We start from the raw sequence: 1,974 nt of genomic DNA, 5'->3' as shown, positions 1-1,974 counted from the left end.
GGGTGGGGTTGGATGATTGCAGTTGCCGGCCAGCGGCCGGCACTACCGGTTAGCGGCGCGCAATGGACTTTTGGCCGTGGTGATGCCTGGTGCGCGGCGGCATTCTGGGCGGAGCCGGGTGATTGCAGCCGTTCGGGTTCGTTGAATGAAAGGAGTACTACGCGTGAGTGATGCTGGAAAAGAGGCGCTGACGATTCGTCGCGCCAGCGTGGCCGATGCGCCTGCGGTGCTGGAGCTGTTCGATGAAGTGATTGCGTGGTTCGTGGCCATCGGCAATCCGCAGCAGTGGGGTACCGAGGCGTGGTCGTCCATTCCGCGGCGCATCACCCAGGTGACCGATGCCTGCGCACTGCCCGGTGCGTGGGTGGCGGAAACCGCGCAGGGTGAGGTGCGTGCGTTCCTGGCGTTGGGCGAGGCCATGCCCTATGTGCCTGCGGCGACCGAGCCGGAGCTGTACGTACGCGTGCTGATTGCTTCGCGCGATGCGCGGGTGCGTGGTATCGGCCGTCGATTGATGGCATTCGCCGACGAGCAGGCACGCGCGGCGGGATTGGATTACCTGCGCGTGGATTGCTATGGCGGTGGCAGCGGCGAGCTGGTGCGGTTCTACGAATCGTGCGGTTACGAAAGGTTGTCGACCTTCAACGTGGATGGCTGGCCGGGGCAGGTGTTGGGCCGCCGTCTGTGACCTGGCGGCGTCTCAGTTCTCTGCGTCCTGTAGTGCTGCATGCAGTTTGTCGGTGATCTGCTGCAGCGCGGCCAGGTCATCGGCTGAAAGATGATCGAGGAAATTCCGGCGCACGCTGGCGACGTGTACCGGCCGCGCTGCGCCTAGCTGCGTGCGGCCTTCTGCGGTCATGCGGATCACCACCACGTTGTCACTGTCGGTGTCGCGCTCGATCAGGCCACGGCCAGCCATGCGGGTGAGTTGGTGCGAGAGCCGGGTCTTGTCCCATTCCAGGTAGTCCAGCAGTTCGCGCTGGCGGCGGCAGCGGTCCTTGGCTTTGCTCAGTTCCATCAGCACGACAAAGTCGGCACTGGAAAGCCCGGTGCTGCGGGTGATGTCGTGGACGATGCGGCCGGAGGTGATCTCGGCCATGCGCCGGAAGCCGCGCCAAGCGGCCCACTCGTCAGGGGTGATGGTGGGTGGGGTCATGCGCCCACGTTGCCCGTGGTTGGTTGACGTGTCAACTCGAAAATTCTACGGTTGATATATCAACCGACCAACAGGCCGCCTCATGCCGCACCCTCCGCGTATTGCCATCATCGGTGGAGGCCCCGCCGGCCTGACCGCCGCGCTCATCCTGCATCGCGGCGGTCATCGCGTGAGCGTGTACGAGGGCGAATCATCGGGGCAGCAGCGTACCCAGGGCGGCACGCTGGACCTGCACGAGGATTCCGGCCAGGTGGCGTTGCAGCGCGCCGGTCTGCTGGAGGCGTTCCGGGCGGTGGCGCGCCATGAAGGCCAGGAGGCGCGGGTGGGTGATCCGTGGTCCGGGGCGATTACCGCAGGTGGGTTCGGGCCGGAGGGCAGCATGGACAAGCCGGAGATCGACCGCGGCGACCTGCGCCAGCTGCTGCTGGATGCGTTGCCGGCCGACGCGGTGCAGTGGGGTCACTGCCTGAGCGCGATGGAACCTGCAGATGCGGGCCGCCACAGCCTGCGCTTCGCCAATGGTGTGCAGGCCGAGGCGGACATCGTGATCGGTGCCGATGGTGCGTGGTCGAAAGTCCGCGCTGCGTTGAGTGCGTGCCAGCCGCTGCCGACGGGCATTACCTTCTTTGAAGGATGGATCGCGCAGCCTGCGGCGGATATCGCGGCCATGGTGGGGCAGGGCAGCCTGTTCTGCTTTGGCGGCGAGGAGGCGCTGTTCGTGCAGCGCAACAGCGGCGATCGATTCTGCGTGTATGCGGCGCTGAAGCGCCCTTCTGATTGGCTCGATGCGCAGATCACGCAGCAAGGCATGCGCGCGC

Annotated in this window: 3 protein-coding genes; 2 read left to right on the top strand and 1 reads right to left on the bottom strand. The window is 66.0% G+C overall.

Annotated features, from left to right (window positions below; translation table 11 throughout):
• The first annotated feature begins 163 nt into the window (after positions 1-163).
• Positions 164-688: a GNAT family N-acetyltransferase gene (locus AB4Y84_RS20280; RefSeq protein ID WP_442244956.1), complete on the top strand. Its 525-nt coding sequence runs from the start codon at positions 164-166 to the stop codon at positions 686-688.
• A 12-nt stretch (positions 689-700) separates the two neighbouring features.
• On the opposite strand, the gene AB4Y84_RS20275 is transcribed toward AB4Y84_RS20280, so the two are convergent.
• On the bottom strand, positions 701-1,156 hold the full coding sequence (locus AB4Y84_RS20275; protein WP_108264839.1) for a MarR family winged helix-turn-helix transcriptional regulator: 456 nt from the start codon (positions 1,154-1,156) through the stop codon (positions 701-703).
• Between the two features lie 82 nt (positions 1,157-1,238).
• Between AB4Y84_RS20275 and AB4Y84_RS20270 the strand changes: the two genes are divergently transcribed.
• Positions 1,239-1,974: FAD-dependent oxidoreductase (locus AB4Y84_RS20270; RefSeq protein WP_442250781.1), on the top strand; the 736-nt coding region annotated here is incomplete at its 3' end.

Origin of the sequence: Stenotrophomonas sp. 2YAF22, from assembly GCF_052114665.1 — a bacterium.
GTDB classification, from domain to species: domain Bacteria; phylum Pseudomonadota; class Gammaproteobacteria; order Xanthomonadales; family Xanthomonadaceae; genus Stenotrophomonas; species Stenotrophomonas indicatrix.
This window is presented reverse-complemented; position numbering and strand designations above follow the sequence as displayed.

Coding starts and splice junctions, on each gene's coding strand:
- AB4Y84_RS20275 (WP_108264839.1), bottom strand. CDS start 1,156: ATGACCCCACCCACCATCACCCCTGACGAGTGGGCCGCTTGGCGCGGC.